This window comes from Pseudomonas sp. DL (genome assembly GCF_047199225.1).
GTDB lineage: Bacteria > Pseudomonadota > Gammaproteobacteria > Pseudomonadales > Pseudomonadaceae > Pseudomonas > Pseudomonas aeruginosa.
This window is the reverse complement of record NZ_CP178323.1, coordinates 978,715-1,000,937: the sequence shown is the minus strand read 5'-3', so window position 1 is coordinate 1,000,937 and position 22,223 is coordinate 978,715. Positions and strand designations below refer to the sequence as shown.

21 protein-coding genes are annotated in these 22,223 nt (G+C 67.8%); 15 read left to right on the top strand and 6 right to left on the bottom strand.

Going from position 1 to position 22,223, the window contains the following annotated elements:
* Window positions 1-133: 133 nt before the first annotated feature.
* The 3 genes from ACI766_RS04675 to ACI766_RS04665 all read left to right on the top strand — a co-directional run bounded on the left by ACI766_RS04675 (window position 134) and on the right by ACI766_RS04665 (window position 3,207).
* Entirely contained in the window at window positions 134-589 is a 456-nt protein-coding gene (locus ACI766_RS04675) for a MaoC family dehydratase (RefSeq protein WP_003093220.1), read from the top strand.
* A gap of 190 nt (window positions 590-779) precedes the next feature.
* Entirely contained in the window at window positions 780-2,519 is a 1,740-nt protein-coding gene (locus ACI766_RS04670; RefSeq protein ID WP_010793417.1) for a C13 family peptidase, read from the top strand.
* A gap of 46 nt (window positions 2,520-2,565) precedes the next feature.
* Window positions 2,566-3,207: an oxidoreductase gene (locus ACI766_RS04665; protein WP_003100290.1), complete on the top strand. Its 642-nt coding sequence runs from the start codon at window positions 2,566-2,568 to the stop codon at window positions 3,205-3,207.
* Between the two features lie 19 nt (window positions 3,208-3,226).
* On the opposite strand, the gene ACI766_RS04660 is transcribed toward ACI766_RS04665, so the two are convergent.
* The 4 genes from ACI766_RS04660 to eatR all read right to left on the bottom strand — a co-directional run bounded on the left by ACI766_RS04660 (window position 3,227) and on the right by eatR (window position 7,586).
* Window positions 3,227-3,475: a YceK/YidQ family lipoprotein gene (locus tag ACI766_RS04660; RefSeq protein WP_042159398.1), complete on the bottom strand. Its 249-nt coding sequence runs from the start codon at window positions 3,473-3,475 to the stop codon at window positions 3,227-3,229.
* A 28-nt stretch (window positions 3,476-3,503) separates the two neighbouring features.
* A complete protein-coding gene (gene ubiX, locus ACI766_RS04655) occupies window positions 3,504-4,133 on the bottom strand; it encodes a flavin prenyltransferase UbiX (RefSeq protein WP_003093227.1) in 630 nt (209 codons plus the stop codon).
* Between the two features lie 8 nt (window positions 4,134-4,141).
* Window positions 4,142-5,497: a UDP-N-acetylmuramate:L-alanyl-gamma-D-glutamyl-meso-diaminopimelate ligase gene (gene mpl, locus ACI766_RS04650; protein WP_003093229.1), complete on the bottom strand. Its 1,356-nt coding sequence runs from the start codon at window positions 5,495-5,497 to the stop codon at window positions 4,142-4,144.
* Window positions 5,498-5,654: 157 nt separating this feature from the next.
* A complete protein-coding gene (gene eatR / locus ACI766_RS04645) occupies window positions 5,655-7,586 on the bottom strand; it encodes a sigma-54-dependent transcriptional regulator EatR (RefSeq protein WP_003119186.1) in 1,932 nt (643 codons plus the stop codon).
* A 338-nt stretch (window positions 7,587-7,924) separates the two neighbouring features.
* Here eatR and ACI766_RS04640 point away from each other — a divergent pair, with 338 nt between their 5' ends.
* The 6 genes from ACI766_RS04640 (at window position 7,925) to ACI766_RS04615 (ending at window position 14,955) form a co-directional block, all read left to right on the top strand.
* Window positions 7,925-9,445 carry an aldehyde dehydrogenase family protein gene (locus ACI766_RS04640; RefSeq protein ID WP_058132792.1) on the top strand — a complete coding sequence of 507 codons (1,521 nt, stop codon included), beginning with the start codon at window positions 7,925-7,927 and terminating at the stop codon, window positions 9,443-9,445.
* 209 nt (window positions 9,446-9,654) lie between these two features.
* Window positions 9,655-11,103 (top strand): ethanolamine permease, encoded by a 1,449-nt coding sequence (eat, locus tag ACI766_RS04635; RefSeq protein ID WP_003093230.1) that lies wholly within the window; start codon window positions 9,655-9,657, stop codon window positions 11,101-11,103.
* A gap of 58 nt (window positions 11,104-11,161) precedes the next feature.
* Window positions 11,162-12,556 (top strand): ethanolamine ammonia-lyase subunit EutB, encoded by a 1,395-nt coding sequence (locus ACI766_RS04630; protein WP_003093232.1) that lies wholly within the window; start codon window positions 11,162-11,164, stop codon window positions 12,554-12,556.
* A 10-nt stretch (window positions 12,557-12,566) separates the two neighbouring features.
* Entirely contained in the window at window positions 12,567-13,388 is an 822-nt protein-coding gene (gene eutC / locus ACI766_RS04625) for an ethanolamine ammonia-lyase subunit EutC (RefSeq protein WP_087824006.1), read from the top strand.
* A 162-nt stretch (window positions 13,389-13,550) separates the two neighbouring features.
* Entirely contained in the window at window positions 13,551-14,012 is a 462-nt protein-coding gene (locus ACI766_RS04620; protein ID WP_003093235.1) for a GNAT family N-acetyltransferase, read from the top strand.
* Between the two features lie 49 nt (window positions 14,013-14,061).
* On the top strand, window positions 14,062-14,955 hold the full coding sequence (locus tag ACI766_RS04615; protein WP_003102782.1) for a substrate-binding periplasmic protein: 894 nt from the start codon (window positions 14,062-14,064) through the stop codon (window positions 14,953-14,955).
* Here the strand turns inward: ACI766_RS04615 and ACI766_RS04610 are convergent.
* Window positions 14,848-16,431, bottom strand: coding sequence for a protein kinase (locus ACI766_RS04610; RefSeq protein WP_023104645.1), 1,584 nt, complete (start codon window positions 16,429-16,431; stop codon window positions 14,848-14,850). The genes ACI766_RS04615 and ACI766_RS04610 overlap by 108 nt on opposite strands.
* Window positions 16,432-16,624: 193 nt before the next feature.
* On the opposite strand from ACI766_RS04610, the gene ACI766_RS04605 reads away from it, so the two are divergent.
* From ACI766_RS04605 to ppa, 3 genes are all read left to right on the top strand, one after another.
* The gene (locus tag ACI766_RS04605) at window positions 16,625-17,290 is read left to right on the top strand and encodes a DedA family protein (protein ID WP_003093241.1); all 666 of its coding nucleotides are present in this window, start codon (window positions 16,625-16,627) and stop codon (window positions 17,288-17,290) included.
* Between the two features lie 2 nt (window positions 17,291-17,292).
* Window positions 17,293-18,123, top strand: coding sequence for a zinc-dependent peptidase (locus ACI766_RS04600; protein WP_003102787.1), 831 nt, complete (start codon window positions 17,293-17,295; stop codon window positions 18,121-18,123).
* A 79-nt stretch (window positions 18,124-18,202) separates the two neighbouring features.
* Window positions 18,203-18,730 carry an inorganic diphosphatase gene (gene ppa, locus ACI766_RS04595; RefSeq protein WP_003093248.1) on the top strand — a complete coding sequence of 176 codons (528 nt, stop codon included), beginning with the start codon at window positions 18,203-18,205 and terminating at the stop codon, window positions 18,728-18,730.
* A 91-nt stretch (window positions 18,731-18,821) separates the two neighbouring features.
* Here the strand turns inward: ppa and ACI766_RS04590 are convergent, their stop codons facing one another.
* Window positions 18,822-19,538 carry a response regulator transcription factor gene (locus tag ACI766_RS04590; RefSeq protein WP_003093250.1) on the bottom strand — a complete coding sequence of 239 codons (717 nt, stop codon included), beginning with the start codon at window positions 19,536-19,538 and terminating at the stop codon, window positions 18,822-18,824.
* A gap of 194 nt (window positions 19,539-19,732) precedes the next feature.
* On the opposite strand from ACI766_RS04590, the gene mucE reads away from it, so the two are divergent.
* The 3 genes from mucE (at window position 19,733) to ACI766_RS04575 (ending at window position 22,205) form a co-directional block, all read left to right on the top strand.
* Complete coding sequence (mucE, locus tag ACI766_RS04585; RefSeq protein WP_003093256.1) at window positions 19,733-20,002, top strand: mucoid induction factor MucE; 270 nt, start codon at window positions 19,733-19,735, stop codon at window positions 20,000-20,002.
* 346 nt (window positions 20,003-20,348) lie between these two features.
* Window positions 20,349-21,038, top strand: a complete 690-nt coding sequence (aqpZ, locus tag ACI766_RS04580) for an aquaporin Z (protein ID WP_003102790.1) — start codon at window positions 20,349-20,351, stop codon at window positions 21,036-21,038.
* A gap of 165 nt (window positions 21,039-21,203) precedes the next feature.
* Window positions 21,204-22,205: a FecR domain-containing protein gene (locus tag ACI766_RS04575; protein ID WP_003102793.1), complete on the top strand. Its 1,002-nt coding sequence runs from the start codon at window positions 21,204-21,206 to the stop codon at window positions 22,203-22,205.
* The last annotated feature ends 18 nt before the right edge of the window (window positions 22,206-22,223 follow it).

Here is a 22,223-nt window from a genome sequence, read left to right as displayed (position 1 = left end):
CGCCTATCCATCAGTCGCAGTCGCGGCACCGCATGACGCGATATTCGCCAGGCCGATGGTTTCTTGACCCGGTCGCCAACGCGTGCTGATCTTCCTGCACCATGAGAACAACAGCCATCCTCCCGGAGGACTTATGCCATTCGTACCCGTAGCAGCGCTCAAGGACTATGTCGGCAAGGATCTCGGCCATTCCGAATGGCTCACCATCGACCAGGAGCGGGTCGACCAGTTCGCCGAATGCACCGGCGACCACCAGTTCATCCACGTCGATCCGGAGAAGGCGGCGAAGACGCCCTTCGGCGGCACCATCGCCCACGGTTTCCTGTCCCTGTCGCTGATCCCGAAGCTGATGGAAGGCCTGCTGGTGCTTCCCGAAGGACTGAAGATGGCGGTCAACTACGGCCTCGATACGGTGCGCTTCATCCAGCCGGTGCGGGTCGGCTCGCGGGTCCGCCTGGGCCTGACTCTGCTCGACGTCAACGAGAAGAATCCCGGCCAGTGGCTGATCAAGGCGCGCGCCACCCTGGAGATCGAAGGCCAGGAGAAACCCGCCTACATCGCCGAGACCCTCAGCCTCTGCTTCGTCTGAGCCCGCCCCAGCGAGCGCTGCCGTTCGCTTGACGGCCAGGCGCCTTCGCGCCCCTCTCCCCCCTTCCAAAAGCCCCCGCTCGCGGGGGCGCTCTGGGCCGGCAGGGAAATACCCTACTGCCAGGCAACGATTTTTCCGCCACACTGTCTCCCCTCCACCCTCGGACCGAACCACTCATCGGGAACGCCGCATGCTTCGCCCCGCCAGGTCTCTCTCGCTCTGCTCCGTCCTGGTCATCCTGCTCGCCGCCTGTGGCGAGGGCGAACCGCTGCTCCCGGCCGATGCGCGCCTGCCTGACGGCGCGCGCTATCGCGGCGAGCTGGTGGACGGGCGCCTGGAAGGCCAGGGCCGGCTGGACTACGACAACGGCGCCTGGTACGCCGGCCGCTTCGAGCATGGCCTGCTGCACGGCCATGGCACCTGGCAGGGCGCCGACGGCAGCCGCTACAGCGGTGGCTTCGCGGCCGGCCTGTTCGACGGTCAGGGACGCCTGGCGATGGCCGATGGCAGCGTCTACCAGGGCGGTTTCCGCCAGGGCCTGTTCGATGGCGAAGGCAGCCTGGAACAACAGGGCACTCGCTACCGCGGCGGTTTCCGCAAGGGCCTGTACAGCGGCCAGGGCACGCTGGACGGCAGCGATGGCAGCCGCTACCAGGGCAGCTTCCGCCAGGGCCGCCTGGAAGGCGAAGGCAGCTTCAGCGACAGCCAGGGCAACCAGTACGCCGGTACCTTCCGCGACGGGCAACTGAACGGCAAGGGGCGCTGGAGCGGGCCCGATGGCGACCGCTACGTCGGCCAGTTCAAGGACAACCAGTTCCATGGCCAGGGGCGCTACGAAAGCGCCAGCGGCGATGTCTGGATCGGCCGCTTCAGCGAAGGCGCGCTGAACGGCCCCGGCGAGCTTCTCGGCGCCGACGGCAGCCGCTACCGCGGCGGTTTCCAGTTCTGGCGCTTCCATGGCCAGGGCCTGCTCGAACAACTGGACGGCACCCGCTACGAAGGCGGCTTCGCCGCCGGCGCCTATGCCGGCCAAGGCACCCTGGACCGCGCCGACGGCAGCCGTGAGCAGGGACTCTGGGCCGACGGCAAGCGCATCCGCGACGCCGCCGGCAAGGCCCTGCCCGACACTCTGGAAATCGGCCTGTTGGCCCAGGGTCGCCTGCTCGACGAAGAACTGCGCAAGATCCCGGCCTCGACGCCGGCCAGCGAACTCTATGCCCTGAGCCTGGGCGGCGATGGCCGCCAGGGCGTGTTCCTGCGCGAGGCCGATTACGCCGGTGACCTGCTCGGCCAGCGTTTCGCCGCTCGTGGCGTGATTCGCCTGGTCAACCACCGCGACCACTTCGGCGACCGCCCGCTGGCTACCCGGGAAAGCCTGTCCCGCGCCGTGCGCACCCTGGCCGAACGCAGCGGGCCGGAAGACCTGGTCTTCATCTACCTGACCAGCCACGGCTCCAGCGACCACCAGTTGGCCCTGGACATGCCCGGCCTGAACCTCGGCGACCTGCCGGCCGCGGAACTGGCCGAACTGCTCGCGCCGCTGCGCCAGCGCGACAAGGTGCTGGTGGTATCGGCCTGCTACAGCGGGGGCTTCATCCCGCCGCTGAAAGACGAACGTACCCTGATCCTGACCGCCGCGCGTGCCGACCGGGTCTCGTTCGGCTGTTCCGACGACGCCGACTTCACCTATTTCGGCCGCGCCTTGCTGGCCAATGCGCTGAACCGCACCGACGATCTGTCCAAAGCGTTCGAACTGGCGAAAGAGGAAGTGCGTCAAAGGGAGAAGGAGGAAGGTTTCGAAGCTTCGGAACCGCAAGCCTGGTTACCGGAACGCGTGCTCGCGCACTGGCGGACGCTGCGGGGGCAGCAAGCCGAGCGCGCGCTCGCGTTCCGGGAAGGAAAAACCGGCGAGGGCGCGGCGGGCAAATAGATACGCCGCGCACTACGCTCATTGGTGTGGAAGGGGAGAAACACACATGCACTCGACGCCCAAGCGCGTTCTGCTCGCCGGCGCGACCGGTCTTACCGGCGAGCACCTGTTGGATCGGATATTGAGCGAGCCGACCCTGGCCAAGGTCATCGCCCCTGCCCGCAAGGCGCTGGCCGAGCATCCGCGGCTGGACAACCCGGTCGGCCCGCTGGCCGAGTTGCTGCCGCAACTCGACGGCAGCATCGATACCGCCTTCTGCTGCCTCGGCACCACGATCAAGGAAGCCGGCTCGGAGGAGGCCTTCCGCGCGGTCGATTTCGACCTGCCGCTGGCGGTGGGCAAGCGCGCGCTGGAGATGGGCGCCCGGCATTACCTGGTGGTCAGCGCCCTGGGCGCCGACGCCAAGTCGTCGATCTTCTACAACCGGGTCAAGGGCGAACTGGAGCAGGCCCTGCAGGAACAGGGCTGGCCACAACTGACCATCGCCCGGCCATCGCTGCTGTTCGGCCCGCGCGAGGAATTCCGCCTGGCCGAGATCCTCGCTGCGCCGATCGCCCGCATCCTTCCCGGCAAGTACCACGGCATCGAGGCCTGCGACCTGGCCCGCGCGCTCTGGCGCCTGGCGCTGGAGGAAGGCAAGGGCGTGCGCTTCGTCGAGTCCGACGAACTGCGCAAGCTGGGGAAATGAGCCTGGGGCGGGTCTCGCCCTACATGCCGCCGCTGACGCCGAGGTTGAGGCCGATGGCGGTGGCCAGCGAGAACGGCAGCAACAGGGTGTCCAGCAGCGCGCTGCCCGGCAGGTCGAGCCCCGGATGGGCCGGCGCCTCCGCGCCGAAGCGTTCCATCGGGCAGCAGCCGCCGTGCAGGCTGTACCAATCCAGCCGGGTGCCGGCGTAGACCACCGGCGCCCCTGGCTTGGCCGCATCCAGGGTGCGCACGGTGGCGCAACCGCCCATCTGCACCGCCAGGACCAGCAGCAGCACCCTACTCGTCGCTGACAAGGTGCTGTTCCCCCCAGCGCGGCAGCATGTCCTGGGGAATCCCCAGGGTGTTGAGGATTCGCGCGACGACGAAGTCCACCAGGTCCTCCACCGATTGCGGCTGGTGGTAGAAGCCCGGCGCCGCCGGCAGGATCACCGCGCCGAGGTTGGACAGCTTGAGCATGTTTTCCAGGTGGATACTGGAGAACGGCGCCTCGCGCGGCACCAGCACCAGCGGCCGGCGCTCCTTCAGGGCGACATCGGCGGCGCGCTCGATGAGGTTGTTGCAGGCCCCCGTGGCGACCGCCGACAGGGTGCCGGTGGAACACGGGCAGATCACCATGGCATTGGGCGCGCTGGAGCCGGAGGCCGGCGGCGCCATCCAGTCGTTCTGGCCGAACACGCGGATCTGTCCGGCGGCGGCACCGCAATATTCGGTGAGGAAGGCCTGCATCGCCTGCGGCTTGGCCGGCAAGGCCACGTCGGTCTCGGTGGCCATCACCAGTTGCGCGGCCTTGGAGATCAGGAAGTGCACCTCGCGCTCTTCCTGCACCAGGCAATCGAGCAAGCGCAGGCCGTACTGGGCGCCGGAGGCGCCGGTCATCGCCAGGGTAATGCGTTCCGGACCGCTCATCGCGCCCCTCACTCGGCCAGCGCCGCGGCCAGCTTGCCGTGCAAGCCGCCGAAGCCGCCGTTGCTCATGATCACCACTTGCGCGCCGGGCCTGGCCTGCTGGCGCACCTGCTCGATGATCGCCTCCAGGGTATCGCAGACCTGCGACGGTATCGCGCATTGCGCGGCGGTGGCGGCCAGGTCCCAGCCCAGGTTCGGCGGCGCGTACCAGAGCACCTGGTCGGCCTGGCGCACGCTGTCCGGCAGGCCGTCGCGATGAGCGCCGAGCTTCATCGAGTTGGAACGCGGCTCGACGATGGCGATCACCTGGGTATCGGCGCCAACCTGCTTGCGCAGGCCGTCGAGGGTGGTGGCGATGGCGGTCGGATGGTGGGCGAAGTCGTCGTAGAGGGTCACGCCCCGGACCTCCGCGACCTTCTCCATGCGCCGCTTGACGTTGCGGAACTCGCTGAGCGCCGCCGCGCCCTGGCTGGGCATCACGCCGACATGGCGCGCCGCCGCCAGGCTGGCGAGGGCGTTGGCAACGTTGTGCAGGCCGGTCAGCGGCCAGTCCACCTCGCCCTGGACGATGCCGTCGAACAGCACCTCGAAGCGCGAGCCGTCCTCGGCGAGCAGGCGCGCCTGCCACTGGCCGCCTTCGCCGGTGGTCTGCACCGGGGTCCAGCAGCCCATCCCGAGTACGCGCTCCAGGGCTTTCTCGGCGCTCGGGCGAATGATCAGGCCCTCGCCCGGCACGGTGCGCACCAGATGGTGGAACTGCCGCTCGATGGCCGCGAGGTCGGGGAAGATATCCGCGTGGTCGAATTCCAGGTTGTTCAGGATCGCCGTGCGCGGGCGGTAATGGACGAACTTCGAGCGCTTGTCGAAGAAGGCGCTGTCGTACTCGTCGGCCTCGACCACGAAGAACGGCGTACCGCCCAGGCGCGCCGAAACCCCGAAGTTCTGCGGCACCCCGCCGATCAGGAAGCCCGGGCTCATACCGGCGTGCTCCAGGACCCAGGCGAGCATGCTGGTGGTGGTGGTCTTGCCGTGGGTACCGGCCACCGCCAGCACCCAGCGTCCTTGCAGCACGTGGTCGGCCAGCCACTGCGGGCCGGAAACGTAGGGCAGGCCCTTGTTCAGGACATGCTCCACCGCCGGATTGCCGCGCGACAGGGCGTTGCCGATCACTACCAGGTCCGGCGCCGGCTCCAGGTGGGCCGGATCGTAGCCCTGCATCAACTCGATGCCCTGGGCTTGCAGCTGGGTGCTCATGGGGGGGTAGACGTTGGCGTCGGAACCGGTCACCCGGTGGCCCAGTTCCTTGGCCAGCACGGCCAGCGAGCCCATGAAGGTCCCGCAGATGCCGAGTACGTGGATGTGCATGCAGACTCCTGCAGATCAAGCCGTCGAAGGCGCTGTGAATGGGCGGCAGATTAGCACAGCGGAGGCGCCGGCCGCCCGGCGTCGCGGCATCAGACGACGCGGCGTCGGCGGGGTTCCCGCCGGCCTCGCGGCGGCCCGCCTGGAGCCGTCCCGCCCGTCAGGCCTGGCCGCGCACCAGGCCGTGCCGGCGCAGCTTGCGATACAGGGTGTTGCGGCTGATCCCCAGTTGCTCGGCCACCCGGCTCACGTGCCAGCGCTGGCCGTCCAGCGCCGCCAGCAACGCGGCTCGCTCGGCGTCGTCCAGGCTGTTGCCCGCGGCCGGGGCGGGCGCCGCTGCGGCGGGCGGCAGCGCCGCCAGGGCCTGGCGGATATCCGCGGGCAGGTCGCGCAGGCCGACCCGGCCGTCCTCGCAGAGTGCCACCAGGGTCCGCAGCACCGTGCGCATCTGCCGGACGTTGCCCGGCCAGCGGTAGGCCAGCAGGCCCTGGCGAACCTCGCCGTCGAGCTGGATGCGCTGGCCCCTGGCCTCCTCGGCCAGCAGGTAGTCCAGCAGCTCCTCGCGGTCGCTGCGCTCGCGCAGCGGCGGCAGGCTCACGACCATGCCATTGAGGCGGTAGTAGAGATCCTCGCGGAAGCGTCCATCGGCGACCAGCCCGGCCAGGTCGCGGTGGGTAGCGCTGATCAGGCGCACGTCGACATCCTCCGGCTCGCCGCCCAGCGGTACCACCCGGCGCTCTTCCAGCACCCGCAGCAGGCGGGTCTGCAAGGCCAGTGGCATGTCGCCGATCTCGTCGAGGAACAGGGTGCCGCCGTCAGCCTGCTGCAACTTGCCGCGCATGCCCTCCTTGCGCGCGCCGGTGAAGCTGCCGCCGCGATAACCGAACAGTTCGCTCTCGATCAGGGTTTCCGGGATCGCCGCGCAGTTCAGCGCGACGAACGCCTGTTCCGCGCGCGGGCCGGCCAGGTGCACGGCCTTGGCGAAGGCCTCCTTGCCGGAACCGGTCTCGCCGTTGAGCAGCAACGGCACGTCGCGCGCGTAGACCTTCAGCGCCCGGCGGAAATCGGCGGCCAGCTCGGCGTCGCCCAGGCACAGGCCGGGCGCGGCAGGCGCCGGCTTCGCTGCCGTGGGCACCGCCAGGGCCTGGGGTATCGCCCGCGGCGCGCCGCGCAGCATGGCGTACAGGGTCCGTCCCTCGCGGGTGCGCAGCGGCCAGCTGGCGCTGGGTTGCGGCGAGGCGCGTCCGAGCAGGTCGTCGAGACGGCAATCGAAGAAGGTCTCCACCGGCTGGCCGAGCAGGCGCTGGCGCGGACAACCGAGCAGGTTCAGCGCGCTCTGGTTCACCGCGCGGATCCGCCCGTCTTCCTCGAAGGCCAGCAGCCCTTCGCTGAACAGGCCGACATAGTCGCCCTGGACATGGAAGCGCAGTAGCCAGGAGCCCTCGAAGCGACGGAGGAAATAGCAGCCCTCGATGATCTTCGCCGACAGGTTGACCAGCGCCATGGTGTGGAACTGGCTCTGCCGCGAGACTTCCTGGCGCGCCGAAGACACGTCGAGCACCGCCATCAGCTCGCCCTGCGGATCGAACACCGGGCTCGCCGAGCAGGTCAGGCCGGTATGGCGGCTACGGAAGTGCTCTTCCTGCTGGATGGTCAGGGCCTGCCGCTCAACCACGCAGGTGCCGATGCCGTTGGTGCCTTCGCAGGGCTCGCTCCAGTCGGCACCGAGCCAGAGGCCGGCGTGTTCGAAGGTCTGGCGCTGGGCGTCGGCGTTGACGCAATTGAGGATCACCCCGCGGGCATCGGTGAGCAGTACCGCGTGGTCGTTGCCGGAAAGCTGCTGGTAGAGGCTGTGCATCTCGCCATCGGCGATCTCCAGCACCTGTTGCAGGCGCTCGCGGCGTTCGAGCATGCGCGCGTGCTCCAGCACCATCGGCGCCATCGGCTGGCCGGGATCGAGATGGTGCTGTTCCAGGCAGCGCAGCCAGGAGCGGGCGATGGACGGATCGGTCGCAGGGCCGCCCGGCGGGATCTTGCCCTGGGCGACGGTCAGCACTTGCCGCGCGTGGCGGCTCATGGAACTGGCAGGCATTGTTATGGTTCTCCGCGAGGGACGAGCCGTCTCTTGCCTGGGCGCGGTGGATCGGTCCGCGACTCTCCGGACGGCTATCGGTGCAGCATCCAACAGGCCGGGGCGCAATGCAACGACGGACTGACCGATGAGTCATGCGCTGCGCCGAAAACGGTACAGAGTGTCACTCACGAGCGTCCCGCCCGCGTGACAGGGAGCGTTCGCAAGCTCCCCTGCGAAACCTCCAGGACGCTCTACTCCGGGCCTTTCGCCACTCTGGCCCGGCCCTTGCTCCAGGCTAACGACAAGCGCGACAGCGCGTCCTCCCCTAATAAGCACAAGAGCCAGGAGATACCATCATGCGTTACGCCCATCCCGGTAGCGAAGGCGCCATCGTTTCCTTCAAGGCCCGCTACGGCAACTACATCGGCGGCGAGTTCGTGCCTCCGGTCAAGGGCCAGCACTTCACCAACACCTCGCCGGTGAACGGCCAGCCGATCGCCGAGTTCCCCCGTTCCACCGCCGAGGACATCGACAAGGCCCTCGACGCCGCCCACGCCGCCGCCGACGCCTGGGGCCGCACCTCGGTGCAGGAGCGCTCGAACATCCTGCTGAAGATCGCCGACCGCATCGAGCAGAACCTGGAACTGCTCGCCGTCACCGAGACCTGGGACAACGGCAAGGCCGTGCGCGAGACCCTCAACGCCGACATCCCCCTGGCCGCCGACCACTTCCGCTACTTCGCCGGCTGCATCCGCGCCCAGGAAGGCTCCGCTGCCGAGATCAACGACAGCACCGTGGCCTACCACATCCATGAGCCGCTGGGCGTGGTTGGGCAGATCATCCCGTGGAACTTCCCGCTGCTGATGGCCGCCTGGAAGCTGGCCCCGGCGCTGGCCGCCGGCAACTGCGTGGTGCTCAAGCCGGCCGAGCAGACCCCGCTGGGCATCTGCGTGCTGCTGGAACTCATCGGCGACCTGCTGCCGCCGGGCGTGCTCAACGTCGTCCAGGGCTTCGGCAGGGAGGCCGGCGAGGCCCTGGCCACCAGCAAGCGCATCGCCAAGATCGCCTTCACCGGTTCCACCCCGGTCGGCTCGCACATCCTCAAGTGCGCGGCGGAGAACATCATTCCCTCCACCGTCGAGCTGGGCGGCAAGAGCCCGAACATCTATTTCGAAGACATCATGCAGGCCGAGCCGGCGTTCATCGAGAAGGCCGCCGAGGGCCTGGTGCTGGCCTTCTTCAACCAGGGCGAGGTGTGCACCTGCCCGTCCCGCGCGCTGGTCCAGGAGTCGATCTACCCGGCATTCATGGAAGAGGTGCTGAAAAAGGTCAGGGCGATCAAGCGCGGCGACCCGCTGGACACCGAGACCATGGTCGGCGCCCAGGCTTCCCAGCAGCAGTACGAGAAGATCCTCTCCTACCTCGACATCGCCCAGCAGGAAGGCGCCGAGCTGCTCGCCGGCGGCAGCGTCGAGAAGCTCGAAGGCAACCTGGCCAGCGGCTACTACATCCAGCCGACCCTGCTCAAGGGGCACAACGGCATGCGCGTGTTCCAGGAGGAAATCTTCGGCCCGGTGGTCGGCGTCACCACCTTCAAGGACGAAGCCGAGGCCCTGGCCATCGCCAACGACACCGAGTACGGCCTCGGCGCCGGCCTCTGGACCCGCGACATCAACCGCGCCTACCGCATGGGCCGCGGGATCAAGGCCGGTCGCGTGTGGACCAACTGCTACCACCTGTACCCGGCCCACGCCGCGTTCGGCGGCTACAAGAAGTCCGGCGTCGGTCGCGAGACGCACAAGATGATGCTCGACCACTACCAGCAGACCAAGAACCTGCTGGTGAGCTACGACATCAACCCGCTGGGCTTCTTCTAGTAGGACCCCGGACCGGCCGCGACCGCTCTTTCCCGGAGCGGTCGCGCCGGCTCGTGAAACACGCCGCCGAGGCTGACGGCGGCGCCCCTTCCACCTCCTCGCCAGGCCGATTGCAGAGCGGCTGGCATAGCTATTGCCTGCGTTCACCACGTACAGCACACCACCGGGAAAACCGGGGTCGATAACAACAAGATTGAGGTGAAAAACCCATGTCCCTCGAACAAACCGGCCATGCGCCCGCAACTTCCGGGGTCGACTTCGAAAGCGTCGACGCCGACTACTTCCAACACCGTCAACTGAAGAAAGGCGCCGCCGGCTGGGTCCTGCTGGTCGGGCTCGGCGTCGCCTACGTGATCTCCGGCGACTACGCCGGCTGGAACTTCGGCCTGGCCCAGGGCGGCTGGGGCGGGATGTTCCTCGCCACCCTGCTGATGGCCACCATGTACCTGTGCATGTGCTTCTCGCTCGCCGAGCTGTCTTCGATGATCCCTACCGCCGGCGGCGGCTACGGCTTCGCCCGCAGCGCCTTCGGGCCCTGGGGCGGCTTCCTCACCGGCACCGCGATCCTCATCGAATACGCCATCGCCCCGGCGGCCATCGCCTGCTTCATCGGCGCCTACTGCGAGTCGCTGTTCGGCGTCGGCGGCTGGCTGATCTACCTGGTGTTCTACATCGTATTCATCGGCATCCACATCCTCGGCGCCGGCGAGGCGCTGAAGCTGATGTTCGTCATCACCGCGGTGGCGGCCATCGCCCTTGGCGTGTTCATTGTCGCGATGGTTCCGCACTTCGACTCGGCCAACCTGTTCAACATCCCGCAGACCGCGGCGACCGGCGCCAGCAGCTTCCTGCCGTTCGGCTATGTCGGGGTCTGGGCGGCGATCCCCTACGCGATCTGGTTCTTCCTCGCCGTCGAAGGCGTGCCGCTGGCCGCCGAGGAAACCAAGAACCCCAAGCGCGACCTGCCGCGCGGACTGATCGGCGCCATGTTGGTGCTTCTCGCCTTCGCCGCACTGATTCTGGTCGTCGGTCCCGGGGCCGCCGGAGCCAAGGAGCTGATGGGCTCGGGCAATCCCCTGGTGGAAGCGCTGGAGTCGGCCTACAAGGGTTCGACCTGGATGAGCCAGTTCGTCAACCTGGTCGGCCTGGCCGGGCTGATCGCCAGCTTCTTCTCGATCATCTATGCCTACTCGCGGCAGATCTTCGCCCTCTCCCGCGCCGGCTACCTGCCGCGCAGCCTCTCGCTGACCAACCGCAAGAAGGCGCCGGTACTGGCCCTGGTGGTGCCGGGGGTGATCGGCTTCGGCCTGTCGCTGACCGGCCAGGGCGACCTGCTGATCCTGGTCGCGGTGTTCGGCGCGACCATCTCCTACGTGCTGATGATGGCCGCGCACATCACCCTGCGCATCCGCCGCCCGGACATGCAGCGCCCCTACCGCACCCCTGGCGGCATCCTCACCTCCGGCGTAGCCCTGGCGCTGGCCTGCGTCGCGGTGGTCGCCGGCTTCCTGGTCGACCCGCGGGTCGTGGTCGGCGCGGTGGCGATCTACGCTGTACTGATCGGCTACTTCGCCCTGTACAGTCGGCATCACCTGGTGTCCGGCACCCCGGAAGAAGAGTTCGCCGCGATCCAGGCGGCGGAACAGGACCTGCGCTGAGAGCGACAACGACAAAGCCCGGCCCGCCGCATGGCGAGGCCGGGCACTGGAGACACACATGGCACGTTTCACCCATAGCGTCGGCGGCGAAACCTACCGCTTCGACAGCCTCAAGGACGTGATGGCCAAGGCCAGCCCCGCGCGCTCCGGCGATTTCCTCGCCGGCGTCGCGGCGAGCAACGACGGCGAGCGGGTCGCCGCGCAGATGGCCCTGGCCGACATCCCGCTCAAACACTTCCTCGACGAGGCGCTGATTCCCTACGAGGACGACGAGGTCACCCGCCTGATCATCGACACCCACCAGCGCGACGCCTTCGCCCCGGTGTCCCATCTCACCGTCGGCGGCTTCCGCGACTGGCTGCTCGGCGACGCCGCCGACGAGGCCAGCCTGCGCGCCCTGGCTCCGGGCCTGACGCCGGAAATGGCAGCGGCGGTATCGAAGATCATGCGTGTCCAGGATCTGGTCCTGGTGGCGCAGAAGATCCGCGTGGTCACCCGCTTCCGCAACACCCTCGGCCTTCGCGGCCGGCTCTCCACCCGCCTGCAACCGAACCACCCGACCGACGACCCGGCCGGAATCGCCGCGAGCATCCTCGACGGCCTGCTGTTCGGCAATGGCGACGCGATGCTCGGGATCAATCCTGCCACCGACAGCATGGCCTCGATCTGCGCCCTGCTGGAGATGCTCGACGCGATCATCCAGCGCTACGAGATTCCTACCCAGGCCTGCGTGCTGACCCACGTCACCAGCTCCATCGAGGCGATCAACCGCGGCGTGCCGCTGGACCTGGTGTTCCAGTCGATCGCCGGCACCGAGGCGGCCAATGCCAGCTTCGGCATCAGCCTGAAGATCCTCCAGGAAGGCTACGAGGCCGGGCTCAGCCAGAAGCGCGGCACCCTAGGCAACAACCTGATGTACTTCGAGACCGGCCAGGGCAGTGCGCTCTCGGCCAACGCCCACCACGGCGTCGACCAGCAGACCTGCGAGACCCGCGCCTATGCGGTGGCTCGTCACTTCAAGCCGTTCCTGGTGAACACCGTGGTCGGCTTCATCGGTCCCGAGTACCTGTACAACGGCAAGCAGATCATCCGCGCCGGCCTGGAAGACCACTTCTGCGGCAAGCTGCTCGGCGTGCCGATGGGTTGCGACATCTGCTACACCAACCATGCCGAGGCCGACCAGGACGACATGGACATGCTCCTGACCCTGCTGGGCGTCGCCGGGATCAACTTCATCATGGGCATTCCCGGCTCCGACGACGTGATGCTCAACTACCAGACCACCTCCTTCCACGACGCCCTCTATGCGCGCCAGACGCTGGGCCTGAAGCCGGCGCCGGAATTCGAGGACTGGTTGCAGCGGATGGGAATCTTCACCCAGGCCGACGGGCGCATCCGCTTCGGTGACGAGTTACCGCCGGCGTTCCGCCAGGCCCTGGCGCAACTGGCCTGAGGAGATGCCGATGAACGACAAGTACCTGCCCGACGCCAGCGCCGAGAACCCCTGGCTGCCGCTGCGCCAGCTGACCCCCGCGCGGATCGCCCTGGGCCGCACCGGTACCAGCCTGCCGACCCGCCCGCAACTGGACTTCCAGTACGCCCACGCCCAGGCGCGCGACGCCGTGCACCTGCCCTTCGACCATGCGGCCATCAGCGACGGCCTGCGCCAGCGCGGCCGCGACAGCCTGCTGCTGCACAGCGCCGCCGCCGACCGCCACGTCTACCTGCAACGCCCGGACCTCGGCCGGCGCCTCGACGAGGCCTCGGTGCAACGCCTGCGCGAACACGCCGCCGGCTACGACGGGCAGATCGACCTGGCCATCGTGGTCGCCGACGGCCTCTCCGCGCTGGCCGTGCAGCGTCACACCCTGCCCTTCCTCGAACGCCTGGAGGAACAGGCGCTGGCCGAAGGCTGGTCGCTGTCGCCGGTGGTCCTGGTGGAACAGGGACGGGTGGCGGTGGCCGACGAGATCGGTGAATTGCTGCGGGCGAAGATGAGCGTGATCCTGATCGGCGAGCGTCCCGGCCTCAGCTCGCCGGACAGCCTCGGCCTGTACTTCACCTGGGCCCCGCGGGTCGGCCTCACCGACGCCTATCGCAACTGCATCTCCAACGTCCGCCTGGAAGGCCTCAGCTACGGCATGGCCGCGCACCGCCTGCTCTACCTGATGCGCGAGGCCTGCCGGCGGCAGCTTTCCGGGGTCAACCTGAAGGACGAGGCGGAAGTCCAGGCGCTGGACGGCGAGGCTCCGCGCACCGGCAACTTCCTCCTGGCGAGGGACTGAGCCTCCCGGCCGAAGGATGGGCCGGCGCGCGTCGCCCCTCCTTCGGCCGATTCAAACGTTCGCTTGGATTGCGCTTTCCAGGGAGATTGGGCAGCATCGAAGCGTTGCTGGCATGCAGCCTGCATCGTCCCGGCAGCCCCTTCCCGCAATGCGAGGCCCGTCATGCGAATCGTGCAAGCCACCCTCGAACACCTCGACCTGCTGGCGCCGCTGTTCGTCAAGTACCGCGAATTCTACGGCATGCTCTCCTACCCCGAGTCCTCGCGGAAATTCCTCGAGAAACGCCTGCGCCGCAAGGAATCGGTGATCTACCTGGCGCTGGCCGACGAAGAAGACCGGCTGCTCGGTTTCTGCCAGCTCTATCCGAGCTTCTCCTCGCTGTCGCTCAAGCGCGTCTGGATCCTCAACGACATCTACGTCGCCGAGGAGGCACGCCGGCAACTGGTCGCCGACCACCTGCTGCAACACGCCAAGCAGATGGCCCGGGAAACTCATGCGGTGCGCATGCGTGTCTCCACCAGCGTCGACAACGAGGTAGCGCAGAAAGTCTACGAGTCGATCGGCTTCCGCGAAGACCAGGAGTTCAAGAACTACACCCTGCCGATCAGCGACGAACTAAGCTGAAGACAAAGGCACGGCACCTCCCAACCGATCGCTCAGAGCAGAGGCATCCATGGGTTCGCGCACCTGGCACTGGCCCGGCGTCCTGCTCGGCCTGCTCCTCGCCACGGCCGGCGCGCAGGCCGACACCCTGCGCGTGGCGACCCTCGACTGGGCGCCCTACGTCGGCCCCGACCTGCCGGGCAAGGGCCTCGCCAGCCGCATCCTCGACGAAGCCCTGGCCCTCGACGGGCACCGCGCCGAACTGGTGTTCCTGCCCTGGCAACGTGCCCTGAAGGAAGCCGCCGAGGGGCGCTTCGACGCTCTCATGCCGGCCTACCTGTCGCCCGAGCGGCGCGAACTGTTCCACGCCACCATCCCCCTGCTCGACTCGCAACTGGGCTTCTTCCGCCAGCGCGAGCGCCTGCTGCCGGTCAATCCCGCGCATCTGGAAAGCCTGCGTCCGTACCGCATCGGCGTGGTCCGCGGCTACGTCAACCGGGAGGATTTCGACGCCGACCGCAGCCTGACCAAGGACGCGGTGACCAACGACTGGCAGAACCTCGAGAAGCTCCTGCGCGGGCGTATCGACCTGGCCGTGGTCGATCGCTACACCGGCTACCACCTGCTGGCGCGCAACGTGCCGGCGCTGAAGGATCGCCTGGTGTTCATCGAACCGCCGCTGGAGGTCAAGCCGCTCTATGTACTGGTGCCGAAAAGACACGCCCGCGGCGCCGCCCTTGCCGCCAGCCTCGACCGCAACCTGCGCCTGATGCGTCGCAGCGGCCGGCTGGAACAACTGATCGCCGAAGCACACCTCGAACGCAGCGGGCAGACCCGCACGCTGGCCGTCGATCCGTTAACCGGCCAGGCCGACCAGCAGCGCAGCCCCGGCCAGGAGCAGGACCAGGGCCAGCACGCCCCGTTGCAACCGGCGTGGCGCGAAGACCCGCTGGGGATGCGCTAGCGGCTTCTGCAAGGCCAGCCAGAATTCCGACAACGCTTCGAAGCGCGCCTCCGGACGCGGCGCCAGGGCCCGCGCCAATACCCCATCCCAGCCGACCGGCAGGTCCGCCTGACGCTCGCCCAGGGGCTCGTAGCGGCATCCGCCGTCGCTCTCCGGGCAGGCGATCGACGGCCAGCGACCACAGAGCAGCCAATAGAACAGCGCCGCCAGGGCGAACTGGTCGGCCCGGCCATCGATCGCCTCGCCGCGACGCAACTCCGGCGCCAGCGGCACGCTGTCCGCAGGCAGCGCCTGGCGCGCCACCCCCGGCAGGATCGCCGCCGCCTCGGGGAGGAACAGCAGGCGCCCGCCCTCGTCCAGCAGGATCTGCCGCGGCGCCAGCCACAAGCCCTGTACGCCGCGCCGCTGCAAGGCGCGAACCGCATCGATAAGTTGCTCCAGGAGGACCAGCGCGCATTGCGGTTCCAGCGGCAGGTGCGCTGGCGCCCAATCCAGCAGGCTGCGCATCGGCCAGCGCGGCGGAGCGAACAACTGGAAGGCATGACGACGCAACCGGGGCGACGACAATACTCGCGGCAGGCTCTCCGCACGGCAGCGCCGCAATGCCCATTCGCGCTGCCAGAACGCTTCGTCGGCATCGACCGCCGCGAGCAGCAGCAACGCCTCGCGTCCTTGCTCGTCGCAGGCGCGAAATAGCCGCCCGGGTGGGCCGAACGCGCAAGCTGCCTGCAAGGTCCAGCCATCCACGCAGTCGCCGGGGCACGCCGCGCCCAGCGCTGGCCAGCCGGTATGCCGTGGCGCCGCCGGGGCGCCCTCGAGCGCCCCCGGCAAGACCAGCGCCACCGCCCCCGGCGCATGCAGCAACGGCTGCAGCACGCCCTCCAGACGCCCCGTGGCCAGCCCCGCACAACGCTCTCCGAGGGCGCGCAGGTCGGCCACTTCGAGCAGCGGCTGGGGCGCCAGCAACAAGGGCTCGCCGGCCACCTGGGTCAGGTTGTGCTGGACCAGCGCCAGCTCCGCGCTGCTACCCAGCGGCTGGCCGCTCCCTCCCAGGCGCTGCAGGCTGCCCTGGCGATAACGCAGCAGGCCGACGGCGCCGCACTGGAGAAAGTGCACGCCTCCGGCATGGACCAGCAGCAACCCCGCCGCCAGCTCGAGCACGCCCGGCTCGCCTTCGCGGCGCCGGCGATAGAGCTGCATGTTCAGCGAAGCCAGGACCTGCCGCGCCGCCTGCGCTTCCGGCCAACCCTCGGGGGTACAGGCGTAGTCGGCGAACAGGGCGTCGAGATGGCCTTCGATGGCCTGCACCACGTTGGCGCAACCGCGTCCCCAGAGCAGCGCCAGGAGAAACGCCGGAGCCCGTCCGGGGCGAGGCGCGAGCCATTCGGCGCGAACCCGCGCGGCCTGCCCCGGGAGGTCGCGCCCGGCGCCCAGGGCGAGACTGAGCGGTGGCTGGGCAAAAGGCTGGAGTGTCATCGCACGCCCTTCCCTGCTAGAAATTTCTCCTGTTCTTGCAGACTTTATGCCGACCAATTTCGGAAAAATTACCGAAACATCCTGCAATCAGTGGTTTTGCCGGGATCGCGACAAACAGCCCCCCACCCATCCGGACGCCCCCCTATAATGGCGGCCCTCTGCCGCTCAACGCGTTGTCTCCGCAGGTTGCTCAATGGACTTCAACCCAATCGATCTGATTCTCCACCTGGATACCTACCTGGCCATGCTGGTCAGCAACTATGGCGTCTGGATCTACGCCATCCTGTTCCTGGTGATCTTCTGTGAAACCGGCCTGGTGGTGACTCCGTTCCTCCCCGGCGACTCGCTGCTGTTCATCGCCGGCGCCATCTGCGCCACCGGCGGCATGGACCCATGGCTGCTCGGCGGGCTGCTGATGGTCGCGGCGATCACCGGCGACAGCACCAACTACGTGATCGGCCGGACCCTCGGCAAGCGGCTGTTCAGCAACCCCGACTCGAAGGTATTCCGCCGCGACTACCTCGACCGCACCCATGAGTTCTACGAACGCCACGGCGGCAAGACCGTGACCCTGGCGCGCTTCCTGCCCATCGTGCGGACCTTCGCGCCCTTCGTCGCCGGCATGGCGAAGATGCACTACCCGCGCTTCGTCATGTTCAGCGTGGTCGGCACCGTGGCCTGGGTCGGCGGCCTGGTGACCCTGGGCTACTTCTTCGGCAACGTGCCGTTCATCAAGAAGAACCTGTCGCTGCTGGTGATCGGCATCATCCTGCTGTCGCTGCTGCCGATGATCCTCGGCTTCATTCGCCATCGCCTGCAGGCGAGCGCCGCCAAACAGGCCAAGGCCCAGAGCGACTGAGCATGTGGTCGTTCCGCGCCTGGCGGCGCCGGCGCCTGCTGGCACGCCACCCGGTGGCCGAAGAGTTCTGGCAGCGGGTACGCCGGCACCTGCCGATCCTCGACGGCCTGGACGCCGACGAGGACCGCCGCCTGCGCGAGCGGGCCGTGCTGTTTCTCGCCGACAAGCACCTGACCGCACTCGCCGGCGTCGATCTCGACGACTTCGGCCGCCTGCTGCTGGCGGCGCAGGCGCAACTGCCGCTGTTGCACCTGCCGGAGCTGAACTGGTACCAGGGCTTCCACGAACTGGTGCTGTATCCCGACGATTTCGTCAGCCCGCAGAAACACCGCGACGCCAGCGGCGTAGTCCATGAGTTCGACGACGAACGCAGCGGCGAGACGTCCCTGCAAGGGCCGGTGGTCCTGGCCTGGCCCGGCGTCGTCGGCGGGGGTGGCTGGGATGCCTACAACCTGGTGATCCACGAACTGGCGCACAAGCTGGACATGCTCAACGGCGACGCCAACGGCCTGCCGCCGCTGCACGCCGGCATGCGCATCGGCGACTGGGCGAGCGCCATGCAGGCCGCCTACGACGAGATGAACGCCCTGCTCGACCGCGACCCCGACGCGCAGACCGCCATCGATCCCTATGCGGCGGAAGATCCGGCGGAGTTCTTCGCCGTTACCAGCGAGTATTTCTTCACCGCCCCGGATCTCCTCCACGAGGCCTATCCGGCGGTATACCGGCAGCTCCAGTTGTTCTACCGCCAGGACCCACTGCAACGCCTGCGCCGCCTGCAGGCCGAGCATCCGGACTACCGCGAGGCGGCGGGCGACACGACTAACGGCTGAATGCCGGTACATGGCATCGACAACCGAATATGCCTATAATCGCGGCCTCTTTTTTGGCCAGAAACCTCTGGAGTCACCCATGAGCTACAGCAAGATCCCGGCCGGCAAGGACCTGCCGAACGACATCTACGTCGCTATCGAGATTCCGGCCAACCATGCGCCGATCAAGTACGAGATCGACAAGGACACCGACTGCCTGTTCGTCGACCGTTTCATGGCCACCCCGATGTTCTACCCGGCCAACTACGGCTTCATCCCGAACACCCTGGCCGACGACGGCGACCCGCTGGACGTGCTGGTGGTGACCCCCTATCCGGTCGCTCCCGGTTCGGTGATCCGCGCGCGCCCGGTTGGCGTCCTGCACATGACCGACGAGGCAGGCGGCGACGCCAAGCTGATCGCCGTGCCGCACGACAAGCTGAGCGTCCTGTACAAGGACGTGAAGGAATACACCGACCTGCCGGCCCTGCTGCTGGAGCAGATCAAGCACTTCTTCGAGAACTACAAGGATCTCGAGAAAGGCAAGTGGGTCAAGGTCGAAGGCTGGGGCAACGCCGACGCCGCCCGCGCCGAGATCACCAAGGCCGTGGCCGCGTTCCAGAAGTAAGCGCGCCTCGCCGAAAAGAAGCCCCGCAGCCGCGGGGCTTTTTCATTCTCCCTCGCCGACCGCCAAGGTCGGTCTCGCCACCCCGCTCCGCTCAGTCGACCGTCGCCACGCTCTCCAACCGATATCCGTAGCCGTAGATGGTCAGCAACTGCCAACCGCGCTCGGCGGTCAGGCCAAGCTTGTTGCGCAGGCGATAGATGTGGGTATCCAGCGGCCGCGAGGACAACACTTCCTCGTGGGGCCAGAAGCGCTCGTAGAGATATTCCCGCGACAACGGCCGTCCCAGGTTGGCGAACAGGCAGCGGGCCAGGCGGTATTCGCGTTCGGTCAGGCTGATCGGCGCGCCGGCCCGGGTCACGGTCAGCTCGGCATCGTCGAAGCTGAGGTCGTTGAAAGTCTGCACCTCATGCTGCGCGGGACGCGTTCCCCCGTGGCGACGCAGCACGGCGGCTACCCGCGCCTTCAGTTCGTTGGGTCGGAACGGCTTGCTGACATAGTCGTCGGCGCCGCTGTTCAACGCTTGCACGATGTCCTGTTCGGCGTCACGGCTGGTCAGCATGATCGCCGGCGGCGGCGCATCCAGATGCTCGCGGCTCCAGCGCAGCAATTGCAGGCCGCTGAGGTCCGGCAACTGCCAGTCGAGGATCAGCAGGTCGAAGGTTTCCCGCTTGAGCTGCTTGAGCAGGTCCTCGCCACGGGCGAAACGGTGCACCGTCCAGGCCTGTTCGCCCTGCGCGGGTATCTGCTGCAAGGTCTGCTCGACCCGGTCCAGTTCGGCCGACTCGTCGTCCAGTATCGCGACACGCATAAAAGCTGGTCCTGTTCAATCGGGCTAACGCCCCTTTTTCGCTCCAGGAACGGCGAATTACGTACAAATCTGAAGAATTGTGACGAATCTCTCTGGTCGCGACCAGCCCTTGATAGCCTGATTCCAAATAGCCATTAAGCGGGACGAAGAGCCCGTGAGCCAGCGCCAGCCTGACCTATCAAGGAGTCGTAGCCATGGGTTTCCGGCCAGTTAGCCAACGTTTGCGTGACATCAACCTGCAGGCCCTCGGCAAGTTTTCCTGCCTTGCCCTGGTCCTCGGCCTGGAATCGGTAAGCCATCCGGCCGGCCCGGTCCAGGCCCCGTCGTTCAGCCAGGGCACCGCCAGCCCGTCCTTCGCTACTCCGCTCGGCCTCGACGGCCCGGCCCGCGCCAGGGCCGAGATGTGGAACGTCGGCCTGTCCGGCGCCGTCAGCGTGCGTGACGAGTTGCGCTGGGTGTTTTGAACGCGACGAATCTGAAATAGCGCGGAAGAATCTGAAGAAATATGGCAAATCTCACAGCAGACAAATCGCGCTTGGTAGATTTCCAACCGCTGAGTAGGCCAAGGAGCAAATGGATTGCTCCGACACAGGGATGTGTAAACCCGCTCCGGCGGGCCGTGGAACGAGACCACTCGAACCACAGTCAGGGGTCGGTAACGGACGATCGCCCCAGGCAACCGAGCCAATCCCCCCAGGGCTGGCTTCGACACACGGATGTGTCATCTCCCCTTCCTTGTTCGAATCATCCCCTCCCGCTATCCGGACGCCTCGATCCGCGTCCCATCCTGGATCTGAAAAGGACCTCATCATGAAGCAATACGGAGCAGAGTTCTTCGGCACCTTCTGGCTGGTATTGGGCGGCTGCGGCAGCGCAGTACTCGCTGCCGGCGTACCGGAACTGGGAATCGGCTACCTCGGCGTGGCCCTGGCGTTCGGCCTCAGCGTGCTGACCATGGCCTATGCCATCGGCCCGATCTCCGGCGCCCATCTGAACCCCGCGGTATCGGTAGGCCTGTGGGTCGGCGGGCGCTTCCCGGCCAGCCAACTGCTGCCCTATGTCGTCGCCCAGGTCCTCGGTGGCCTCGCCGCCGGCGGCGTGCTGTACCTGATCGCCAGCGGCAAGGCCGGCTTCGACCTGGCCGCCGGCTTCGCCTCCAACGGCTACGGCGAACACTCGCCGGGCGGCTACTCGTTGCAAGCCGCGCTGGTCAGCGAAGTGGTACTTACCGGCATGTTCCTGCTGATCATCCTCGGCGCCACCTCCAAGCGCGCGCCGCAGGGCTTCGCGCCGATCGCCATCGGCCTGACCCTGACCCTGATCCACCTGATCAGCATCCCGGTCACCAACACCTCGGTGAACCCGGCGCGCAGCACCGCGGTCGCCCTGTACGTCGGCGACTGGGCGGTTTCCCAGCTGTGGCTGTTCTGGGTCGCGCCGATTCTCGGTGCGGTACTCGGCGCCCTGGCCTATCGCCTGATCGGCGACAAGAACGACTGAACCGAAGCGCCTGGCCCAACCGCCAGGCGCTGCGGCCGAGGAAACGACAAGGGAGCCTGCGGGCTCCCGATGTCGTTGCAAGGATTGCGAAACCGGCGCCCGATCAGGCAGATTGCAGCCTGACCGGACCGCCAGCGATACCTGACCCGCCGCCCAGTGAAGCCTATGACAGCCCTCGCCCTTACTTCCCGATCCCTCTTTCCGGCTTGCGCCGCCCTGGCGCTGGGCGGACTGTTGGCGCTGCTCGCCGGCTCCGTCGCGGCCGCGCCGGCCAAGACGAAACGGCCGCCGTTCATCGAGCAGGGCGAAACGTGCCTGCCCCAGCCGCTCCCCGCCAGCGTGCTCTATCTCGCCGGCGACGCCTGGAAGCTCGACGCCAAGGGCAACCAGACGCCCCTGGAAGAAGGCATGGACATCGACGAACTGGAAGGCGTCAAGACCTCTCCGACCGCCTTCGTCAGCCTGCTGCTCGGCGACGGCAGCCGCATCGTCCTGCCCTCCAGTTCGGAAGTCACCCTGCACCTCGACGAGGACACCGGCATTCCGCAGATCGCCCTGCGCGCGGGGCAGGTCGAGTCCTATGTCCTGAAGAGAAAGAGCGATCACGACCGCTTCCAGGTGCTGACCCCGGTCGGCGTACTGGGCGTGCGCGGTACCCACTTCCGCGCCCGCACCGAAGACGGCCAGGCGCTGACCGAAGTGCTCGACGGGCGCGTCGCGGTGAACCGCGAGCTGACCAGCGACGACCTGCCGCTCAACGGCAGGCGCCCGGCTCGCAAGGCGGCGCAGGCCGAGCCGGACGAGGACGTGCTGGTCGACGCCCGCCGCGGCCTGAAGGTCAAGCCGCAGGGCAAGCTGACGCCGGTGGACCTGCTACCCGCCCCGCAATTGCGCGGCCAGGGCGGCGAGCACGGCGAGTCTCCGGTTTGGAAGCTCTATCTTGCCCCGCTGCACGGCGCCAAGCGCTACCGTGCCCAGGTAGCCAGCGATCCGGACTTCCTGCGCATCCAGCAGGAGCGTTTCTCGAGCACCCCGGAAGTCAGTTTCAGCGGACTCAAGGCGGCCTTCTACCACGTCCGCCTCTCGGCCTTCGACAACGACGGACTGGAGGGCGAGACCAGCGTATACGACATTCTCTACTACCCGCGAGGCGGCAGTGCCCGATAGGGCGCCGGGGCCTCGCCG

Coding starts and splice junctions, on each gene's coding strand:
- ACI766_RS04675 (WP_003093220.1), top strand. CDS start 134: ATGCCATTCGTACCCGTAGCAGCGCTCAAGGACTATGTCGGCAAGGAT.
- ACI766_RS04670 (WP_010793417.1), top strand. CDS start 780: ATGCTTCGCCCCGCCAGGTCTCTCTCGCTCTGCTCCGTCCTGGTCATC.
- ACI766_RS04665 (WP_003100290.1), top strand. CDS start 2,566: ATGCACTCGACGCCCAAGCGCGTTCTGCTCGCCGGCGCGACCGGTCTT.
- ACI766_RS04660 (WP_042159398.1), bottom strand. CDS start 3,475: ATGGGCGGTTGCGCCACCGTGCGCACCCTGGATGCGGCCAAGCCAGGG.
- ubiX (WP_003093227.1), bottom strand. CDS start 4,133: ATGAGCGGTCCGGAACGCATTACCCTGGCGATGACCGGCGCCTCCGGC.
- mpl (WP_003093229.1), bottom strand. CDS start 5,497: ATGCACATCCACGTACTCGGCATCTGCGGGACCTTCATGGGCTCGCTG.
- eatR (WP_003119186.1), bottom strand. CDS start 7,586: ATGCCTGCCAGTTCCATGAGCCGCCACGCGCGGCAAGTGCTGACCGTC.
- ACI766_RS04640 (WP_058132792.1), top strand. CDS start 7,925: ATGCGTTACGCCCATCCCGGTAGCGAAGGCGCCATCGTTTCCTTCAAG.
- eat (WP_003093230.1), top strand. CDS start 9,655: ATGTCCCTCGAACAAACCGGCCATGCGCCCGCAACTTCCGGGGTCGAC.
- ACI766_RS04630 (WP_003093232.1), top strand. CDS start 11,162: ATGGCACGTTTCACCCATAGCGTCGGCGGCGAAACCTACCGCTTCGAC.
- eutC (WP_087824006.1), top strand. CDS start 12,567: ATGAACGACAAGTACCTGCCCGACGCCAGCGCCGAGAACCCCTGGCTG.
- ACI766_RS04620 (WP_003093235.1), top strand. CDS start 13,551: ATGCGAATCGTGCAAGCCACCCTCGAACACCTCGACCTGCTGGCGCCG.
- ACI766_RS04615 (WP_003102782.1), top strand. CDS start 14,062: ATGGGTTCGCGCACCTGGCACTGGCCCGGCGTCCTGCTCGGCCTGCTC.
- ACI766_RS04610 (WP_023104645.1), bottom strand. CDS start 16,431: ATGACACTCCAGCCTTTTGCCCAGCCACCGCTCAGTCTCGCCCTGGGC.
- ACI766_RS04605 (WP_003093241.1), top strand. CDS start 16,625: ATGGACTTCAACCCAATCGATCTGATTCTCCACCTGGATACCTACCTG.
- ACI766_RS04600 (WP_003102787.1), top strand. CDS start 17,293: ATGTGGTCGTTCCGCGCCTGGCGGCGCCGGCGCCTGCTGGCACGCCAC.
- ppa (WP_003093248.1), top strand. CDS start 18,203: ATGAGCTACAGCAAGATCCCGGCCGGCAAGGACCTGCCGAACGACATC.
- ACI766_RS04590 (WP_003093250.1), bottom strand. CDS start 19,538: ATGCGTGTCGCGATACTGGACGACGAGTCGGCCGAACTGGACCGGGTC.
- mucE (WP_003093256.1), top strand. CDS start 19,733: ATGGGTTTCCGGCCAGTTAGCCAACGTTTGCGTGACATCAACCTGCAG.
- aqpZ (WP_003102790.1), top strand. CDS start 20,349: ATGAAGCAATACGGAGCAGAGTTCTTCGGCACCTTCTGGCTGGTATTG.
- ACI766_RS04575 (WP_003102793.1), top strand. CDS start 21,204: ATGACAGCCCTCGCCCTTACTTCCCGATCCCTCTTTCCGGCTTGCGCC.